General features: G+C 44.1%; 5 protein-coding genes. All 5 read right to left on the reverse strand.

All coding sequences use genetic code 11. The features are described from left to right. Nucleotide 1: 1 nt before the first annotated feature. Nucleotides 2–1,600 (reverse strand): DNA primase family protein, encoded by a 1,599-nt coding sequence (locus tag JKK62_RS04295; protein WP_186833356.1) that lies wholly within the window; start codon nt 1,598–1,600, stop codon nt 2–4. Between the two features lie 944 nt (nt 1,601–2,544). Further along, complete coding sequence (locus JKK62_RS04300) at nt 2,545–2,901, reverse strand: four helix bundle protein (RefSeq protein WP_186833355.1); 357 nt, start codon at nt 2,899–2,901, stop codon at nt 2,545–2,547. Nucleotides 2,902–3,071: 170 nt separating this feature from the next. Then, complete coding sequence (locus JKK62_RS04305; protein WP_186833354.1) at nt 3,072–6,659, reverse strand: hypothetical protein; 3,588 nt, start codon at nt 6,657–6,659, stop codon at nt 3,072–3,074. 777 nt (nt 6,660–7,436) lie between these two features. Then, on the reverse strand, nt 7,437–7,931 hold the full coding sequence (locus tag JKK62_RS04310; RefSeq protein ID WP_186833353.1) for a molecular chaperone DnaJ: 495 nt from the start codon (nt 7,929–7,931) through the stop codon (nt 7,437–7,439). Then, nucleotides 7,928–8,263: a DUF3846 domain-containing protein gene (locus tag JKK62_RS04315; protein ID WP_186833352.1), complete on the reverse strand. Its 336-nt coding sequence runs from the start codon at nt 8,261–8,263 to the stop codon at nt 7,928–7,930. Before JKK62_RS04315 ends, JKK62_RS04310 begins: the two co-directional genes overlap by 4 nt. Between the last annotated feature and the right edge of the window lie 243 nt (nt 8,264–8,506).

Consider the following 8,506-nt stretch of genomic DNA (forward strand, 5'->3'; position numbering starts at 1 on the left):
CTTATATTTTTACAATTCCTTCATACTTCTCGCGAAGTGAGGGTAAACATCTCTTGCCGGGGTCGGAACCAAAATAATAAGGGTTCATCCAATCTTGTAGGTTATACTCCATAATTAGGGGTTCAGCGTCATCCATTAAACCATTGCGTTTCTCTCCGCCACTGCGCGTTAAACGCCATGAATTTGAATATTCGGATTGTATGATTCTCCTCATGCCTTCCAAAAATGTGTTTCGCCCCTGCGGCTTTCCAGTACAATACTTCATGTACCAACTTTTATATAACTCATATAGGAATGAGTTAGGAAGCATTTTCCATTTGCATTGCCCTAAAATCTCGGCTAGGAAGTCGCGAATCGGGTCGTTGTTCTGCATGTATTTCTTTTTTAGTTCCTCACACTTTGCGGGAACTGTGTATTCGTCAAAAGCCCCCATTTCTAGGGCTTTTTTTACGACATATTCAAGTACCTCTTTTCGGCAGAGATAATCACGCTTTATAGCTTTATTTTCTTTGCCTGTAAACGATTTTTCAAAAGGTACGGTCAACATTCGACGATACGCGGATTCCGTACCGTCGCCAATGCGGACAAGGGAGTTGACGCAGTAAATCTGTGTGCCGCGAAAACGAATAGCAACCGGCTCTTTAAACTTAGCCTGCACCGTCAAAACGTCATTTGTGATGGATGCTTTAAGCCCATCAATAGAAGCGGCGTAGCCCTTAACTGCATTCTCGTCAACAAAATTTGCTGACTTTCCAATAATCATAGACGTGTCGAATTTTTCCGCCCATTTTTCCAGAGAAATGGACGCGCAGTTTTCCTCACCCATAATGTTTCTCAGTAGGGTAAGAAAAGTTCCCTTGCCGTTACACCCAGACGGAGCATAAAACAATATCATAACGTCTAACGAAACGCGTCTAATTACCGCGTTGATGATTTCCCAAAATAAGTCGTTGATTTCAGGGTCGTCGGCAATTTCGGCTAACCATGAATCCACATCAAAAGATGATCCGTCAGGGTTGGATATAGAAATATTTGTTGCATAGGGATTATAACAAATGTTCGGTTTGCAAAGGAATACACGGTCTGGATTGAAATTCTCAAGCTTTCCGGTAGTAAAGTTGTATATTCCGTTTGCGACAATTGTCGAGTCGTAACGATTATCTGGTACAGCTTTCAAAGCTGTCTTTTCCAAGTCCGCTCTAATTTCATTGAAATCTCTAGAGGTCAAATCAAACTTGTATGCTTTAGCGATTGCGTACAACTCATCGTCGTCTTGGGTGTAGATACCCTCATTTTCGCCAGTAGCACAATAAGTACATAAAATGCAATCCTTTCGCTTTGCGTGTACATTACCTGTGACAGAAATCATGCGCACAGGATAAAAAGCGCGTATCATTGCCGAAATTATCGCATTCGGTAATTCAGTTGGCACACGCAAGCGCGGAGAACCAACCGCCGCATTATGCATAATCACCTCTGTCTGTATTTCGCCTAGCAATTCCTGCCGCGCTTTCTCAGGCGGCGGAACTCCTTTCGAGGAATACTTCTCGATTGACCTTTTAGCTACACTTTCGTATAACTCTCCTATGGCTCTAGCCATATAACTACCTTCTTTCTTTTTTTGGATGTATCACATTTTTCACGAAAAAAGAAAAATGAGAACTTGCGCAAGGCAAATCCTCATTACACAACACATTATAGCGCATTTTTCACATTTGTCAATAGCGTGCACGAAATTTTTTACAATATATTGTGTTATTTCGACGTTATTATATCATATATAGAATAATAATGTGTATTTTATTCTAAATTAGAATTAAATCACAATTTAACAAACAATTCAGTGGAACTCAACATATTGTTATAACACTGACTTGCGGTTTCACAGTACCGCCTTGAAGCGCAACCGACTTTTATCAACTTTTGCGACTATTCGGCGACCTTTTCTTTTACAAAATCGGAAGAAAAAACGTGAGTATATGTGAGTTTTTTCGATATTGGCGACCTTTACTATCTTTTTTTCTATAAATATTGAAAACTAAAAATTATATTATATAAATAGATATAGCAAATAAAAGTCGTAAAGGTCGCTATGCTACCAGAAACGGCTTAATGTCTAAGGTTTTTATAATTATTCCGCATTTTAAAAGGTCGCCAAAAGAATCGCACGCCGCGAAACATCATCGTCCGCACCGCCTGATCGGTACGACAATGCGTTACACACTATCTTCTAACCTATGCATGTAGGGTTTTCATGCGTTAATTCTCGCGTGCGCGCATACGCGCATAAATATAATAATGTACCCGCGCGCGTGCGCGCGATATTTACTATATATATAATTAATATTAGATTTAAAGCATAGGGTTTATACTGCTATACAACATCGTCCGCACCGCCGCAAACTGTATCGTCGAGGCAAAGCCGACGGCGGCAACCGCCTTTCAACTAATCCTACCCTTGTACTTTATATACTGCATACAAACAAAAAATCCCACGTGATCACGCGCGTTGCGCGTGTCACGTGGGCTTTCTTCTTCACATATTTAAGATGACCTTTTCGATAATGTGCTGACGGATTTTGCTACTATCTTTATGATTTCCTCGACGGCTCCGCTTGCACCCTTGTAATCTGCCTCGGCGAGGTAGCCGCTTTCATAAAGCACTTCGAGCCAATACTTTGTTTCGTTCGCTTCTTTCAAAGCTATTTTCTGTTTATGAAGCAAATCGGCGGTGCTTTCTGCGTAATGGGCTTCGGCGAGGTTTGCCCCGATACTCGTTGCACTTCTTTTCAGTTGGTTGGTCATATCTTTCTCGCCGTACCTTTTGCGGATAAAGTCTGAGAGAATCACAATTTTAGGAGCCAATTTTCGAGCTTTTGTAAACATAAGGCTTTCAGCCATAAACAAAAATTCACCTCGGATTCAATGGGATACATTCTAATAGAATTATACCATTTTTCGAGGTGAATTTGATGTACTGGTTGTTAACTTTTTGGGAAAACCTTTTACCTTTTACCTTCCTGCCGCAAGGCAGGAAAATTACCTGTCCTAGGGTTGTTTGGTTTACCTAATTACTTCTTATACAGGTCCGGACGAATCTCACTTTCATACAAGTGTTCATTCGTACTCTTTCTTGTAGCCTTCGAATCCGGTACCGCAGGCGTGTAGTTAGACGGTCTCTGCTTCACGAAGTTCGCGTCGATATTCTCATAGTAATATCTGTACTGACCGTCAATGGTGAATTCATAGCACAACGGGTCATAATACGGAATTTTATGGTCAACCAACGTGATGTGTTTGCCATAATTATTACGTTTAGACCAGACGTCATACATAGACGTTCTTGCGTAAACACCGTTTGACGCAATGGTGATATTGACTGTGTTTCCTTCATGATGTGTGCTTGAGTGTTTAATTACCGCACTTCTGGTGCTTAGTGCATAATTACCGTCTTTATTGTAACCTTTCCATTCGTAAATACTTCCATTGTGTTGGAAGTTGGTACGAGCGGGAATGCGGTAACCGTTGACAAGGGACATGTTTACTGAGTCTTTGATATAGTCTTTGCCCGTACGGTCATCATGACCAATCTGGAATAATTCGAAATCACCCCAAGTTTTCCAGTTGAGATTTCTCTGTTCCGCATATAATTCAAGAGATTTGGTTTTGATACCGTCGTCTCTGAAAGACGCTCCCTGGAAGTAAGCATTGTTTTCTGTATAATACTCATAGTCACGACCGGTCCAGGTGTAGGACTTGGTCTGGCCTCTGGGCGCTGCCGGGACAGTGTCGGAGTAAGAAGAGTTTGCAGAACCGGATGCAATTGCAGACGGGTCATTGGCCCTTCTGTCCAATCTGGGCTGAATAGCAAACTCGTATTTGGTATTGTTATCAAGCATGTTCCAGTCATAGCAGGAATTGTACTCGTTACCGTACCAGTTAGGCAGAGTGTATACGAGAGTGGAGAGATTAGTCGTTGTGACGGCTTTGTTTACCATCGCAACCGTCTTGTTCTCGGTGTAGTAGCTGTAGCTCGTATAGCCTTTATCTGTCACGAGGAGGAAACCGATGACCGCCCAGTCATTGTATTTCTCGTCATAAGTCCATCTGCCGTCAAACCAGTTATACATGGGGACATGATTGTGTTTATCTCCCTCATTGGGAATCTGAGTGAGCTTATTGACAGACTTCGCGTCAGTTGTCTTGACCCAGATATCATAGATTTTGATATTATTGTCAACAGGCTTGAAGGAGATTTCCAGAGCACCGTCCGCTTGCATAAGCGGAGCAGGGTCAGTCTTTTCGCTTGCCGGCATAGTATTATCCAACTGCTGAGGATGGATTTCCTTCGTATAGCTTACCTTCTGAATAGAAGAGATGCTCGGAGCAGTTGTAACAGTGGGATAGTAATCATACGCCCAGTTGGTATCGACAATACTCCAATACTGATAATAATTAGCATTGTCACTCTGTTCGTAATTCATCAGACCGGATGGCCAGTTGACACGCCAGCATCTATAAGCTGAAGCCGGGCAGTTGTCTGCGCCTTTGTGATAAGGCTGATGACTCATACAAGCTTCGTCAGGGCTGATTTTGCCCATCAGATTAGTCTGGTATGCGTTCTTCATCCATTTACTGCAGACATTGCAGAAGTTGATGTCTCTGTTGACAGTAAAGATAGTGCGGATACGTTCGTTACCTCTGCGGCTGATAGCCTTCTGCACAGTAGTTGTACTGACAGGCTTTGCAGTTGTGACAGCTGTGTTGTTCTTATACGCGATGACGGCCGTGAGGAACGTCTCGCCGTAGTAAGACTGGTTTGCCTTTTTCGTGAACACGTGGTTCATCGTAGTAGAGGTCGTTGTAACGGTCTTCGTGTCAAAGGGATTGTTAATACCCTGACTCGCGAAGTAAGTCTTAACAACGTACTTCGTAGCTCCTGTTACGGCGCTCCATGATACGGAAATCTTGCCGTCATAGACATGAACAGTAGGAGTGACGGTTCCGGTAGGAGTCGGTTCCGTAGGCTTTACGGTAGGTGCCTGTGTGGCAGGCTGAGTGGGAGCCTGTGTGGGAGGCACTGAGGGGGAATAGGTATGAGTTAAAAGGGAAGAAAACGGCGAAAGGTGCTTTTGATGGTCAGCCGTCACGCAACGGACGGCGTAGCTGTATGACGATCCGCCTTTGACGTTCGTGTCAGTATAAGACAAAGCGGTCGTATCTGCCAAGTGGTACCACTTGCCGCCCGACTTTTGGAATACGCGGTAGAGCGGTGCGCCAGATACCTTGTTCCATGACAGCTTGATACCGTCAGCGGCAGAAGCGGCGGTTACGGCAGGAGCGGAATAGTTGTTTGATTCGGGGAGCGCGAGCGTGACATTTTTCTTGCCGACCGTGACGGTGGACGGTATCGCGACAGACGCGACCTTCCTCATTATAAAGGTTGCGTCGGAGATATCGAAATCATCGGACGGATTCACGTTGCCGAGTGTAGCGACCGCGTTGTTGGTATCGGTTTTGAGGTTGGCAAGAACATACTGAATCATGGTAGCGTCCATGACGGTGACCTGTCCGTCAAGGTCTGTGTCGCCCGCGGTATAAATCGCCGATTCGCCCAATGGAACAGGCGAGTAAACATACCGCCAACCGCTATTGTTATAAGAGCTGGTAAAGCGGCTTTCATCAGCGCTGATACAGCGAACGGTATAGGTGTAGGTTGTGCCTTTGGTTACATCGGTATCGAGGTATGAGGTCGCGGCGGTAGTGGTCATCTTGACCCAGTTGCCGTTGCCATTCTTATAATACACACGATACTTGGCGGCATTGGGAACCTTGCCCCATGTGATTTTAACACCGTTCGTCATACTCTCTAATTTGGTGATTTGGGGCGTGTCCATATTATATGTATACGTCCATCCCGCAGAATAAAAATCACTGGTGAATTCGGTCATCTTCGCGTTCATACAGCGAACGGTATAGGTATAGGTTGTACCCGAGCTAACATTGGGATGAACAAATGAATTAGAAGAAGTTTCGCCTATCTTCGTCCATCCGTCACTGCTCTTGTAGTAGACGCGATATACCTCTGCGCCCGATACTTTTCCCCAAGTGATTTTCACGCCGCTGTCAACGCTGTCAAAGCCGGTAATCATGGGGGTGCTGAGCTTGGTCGGCTTGGGTGCCGTGGTGGGTTTTGTGGTAGGCGCGACCGTCGGCTTCGGAGCTGTTGTGGGCTTTGTGGTAGGAGCAACCGTCGGCTGAGTGGAATTCGAGTATTTGATAAAGGTGTCGCCATAACCGGTGACAGGGTCTTTGTTTTTGTCCGCGCCGAACACATAAAAATAGTAGGTAGTGCCGACCTTGACGTTCTTGTAAAGCAGACTGCATGAGGTGGTGTAGGTCGTTTCAACATCGTCGGCAGTACATATATTAATACCGTACTGATACGCGCCGACGTTCGACCATTCCAGATAGATTCCGTTACTGCGGTTTTCTATCTTAGTGATTGTCGGAGCGTCCACACCGCTGTCGGCGAGCTGTGAAACATCCGCGCCGCTGTCGGCGAGATTGTCGGAGTTCGCGGCGGCAGTCGGCAGGGCGGTCAAGACCGTGAGCACCACAATCAGAACCGCGAGAAACAGGGATAGCTTTTTCTTCATTTTCATCTTCCTTTCTTGGGCTTTTCTATTGAAATAGATGATTAGAAGAATAGAAAAGTTTTTATGTTTTACAAATATATATACACGCATACTTGCTGTGTGTGACAAATAAAAAAGCGCAAGCCGAAGCCTGCGCCAAAAACACAGCTCCGATTGTTGCGACACAATTTCCGAATCACTAATATAGCAAGTGGAATAGAGCGTGTGTTTTTAAAAAGAAAACACACACTATATTAGTGATACAATCTATAAAATTGTGTCGCAAGACCAATATATCACAAGATTATTGAAAATGCAATAAAAAAAGCGTAGCTCAACGAATCGAGCCACGCCGAAAAACACATAGCTCATTCTTGTTGCTACACAATTACATTTCACTGCTATCATTACGGCATTGAAAAGCGAGCTTGCATTTTTACCAAAGAAAAATGAAGCATAACGATAGCAAAAGTATTTGCATATTAAAATGTAATTATGTAGCAAATAAATCATACCACAAAAGTATACCAAAAAGCAATCCTTATTATAAAAATATAAGTAATATAATATAGTATTTCATGCGTGCATACGCGCGTGCGCGCATACATTTATATCCCATCCCGACGCACGCTTGCGTGCGATCGGGATGGGATCACTAGAGATTTCAAGCATTACAAAGAATACAAGGGTCAGTTTTTGATGATAATGCAACGACTGACAGAACAAAAAAGTCGCAATCTCGATTGCGAGGGTCGGCGGGCGAGAATATGGATTAAGGGAGCTTTCGCTCCCTCAACCTTATACAACTGCTTTCAGCTTCTTTTCTTCCTCGGCTTTGGCTGAGTAGCTCTGACTGCCGAACATATCACGGATTTCATCAAGTGTTAGCTCTCGATGGCTACGCTTGCGATACGGCTCAGAATGATAATACCATGCTTTCTTTTTGTGCGCCCATCGGAATTTTAACGATTTCAAAACGTCCTTGTAAGGCTGAGTGTTTCCGCTTGCCCAAATCCATGAGCCGCACAACTCAACGTGTACGCCGTTCAGTTTGACAAGGGTATTGATAATGTTGATGAACTCCTGCGGCGTTTCGTCCGTTTCTTTGGTGTAGGTCTCTCCCTGCGCGTTCTGGTGAACATTTTTGAGCCGCTCCCACAGCTTTTCGTATTCTGCTTGCATAACCTTGAATTCTTCGGCGTTGCCGCCGAGGTCGGGGTGTAGCTTCTTCGCCCACGTCCGATATGCTTTTTTTAGCTCCTCGGCGGTTTTACAGTCTGTAAAATATCTCATATTCTGACCCCCTTTGCGCTGAATTTTTCAATGTACTTCTGAATGAGATTGTCGGGCATGCTCTCAAAGTTCTCGCTGTCCGCAGGGGCGTAACAGAGGAAAAAGTCGCCACAAATGAAATCACAAATGCCATTGTTACGATTCAGTAAAAAGCGGTTCGGGGTTAAACCTTCGAGCTTGCCTTCCTCGTTGCAGACAAGAGCCACATCGGGGTCATCGAACGGATAAACGGCTTCGATGTACCCTCCGACGATTTTCTGCATAGCTTCTAAGGTGTGTTCGATTTCCATTACTTTTGGATTCTGAAAGGGTTTTACTACGATAATTTTCATTGTGTTTTGCTCCTTTTTGATTAAGATTTGAAATTGAATATTCGGTAATTCTGAGTTGGTGGGTTTTACTTAACCCGATTTTCAGTTTTATGCTGTTATCACCTGACCTTTCTGTATTTCTGAAATTCGTATAAATCGTCGTCGTATGGGCTTTACGGTGCATACAAAAGCGGAGAGAATAGCGATATGTCAAGAAGCAAACATCGTGAGACGCCGTAGGGCAATTCTTGATATAGCGGTATT

This window comes from Ruminococcus difficilis (genome assembly GCF_016680995.1).

What these genes read in the sequence shown, in the direction of transcription:
- JKK62_RS04310 (WP_186833353.1), bottom strand. Translation starts at nt 7,931, where the DNA reads ATGAGATATTTTACAGACTGTAAAACCGCCGAGGAGCTAAAAAAAGCA.
- JKK62_RS04300 (WP_186833355.1), bottom strand. Translation starts at nt 2,901, where the DNA reads ATGGCTGAAAGCCTTATGTTTACAAAAGCTCGAAAATTGGCTCCTAAA.
- JKK62_RS04295 (WP_186833356.1), bottom strand. Translation starts at nt 1,600, where the DNA reads ATGGCTAGAGCCATAGGAGAGTTATACGAAAGTGTAGCTAAAAGGTCA.
- JKK62_RS04305 (WP_186833354.1), bottom strand. Translation starts at nt 6,659, where the DNA reads ATGAAGAAAAAGCTATCCCTGTTTCTCGCGGTTCTGATTGTGGTGCTC.
- JKK62_RS04315 (WP_186833352.1), bottom strand. Translation starts at nt 8,263, where the DNA reads ATGAAAATTATCGTAGTAAAACCCTTTCAGAATCCAAAAGTAATGGAA.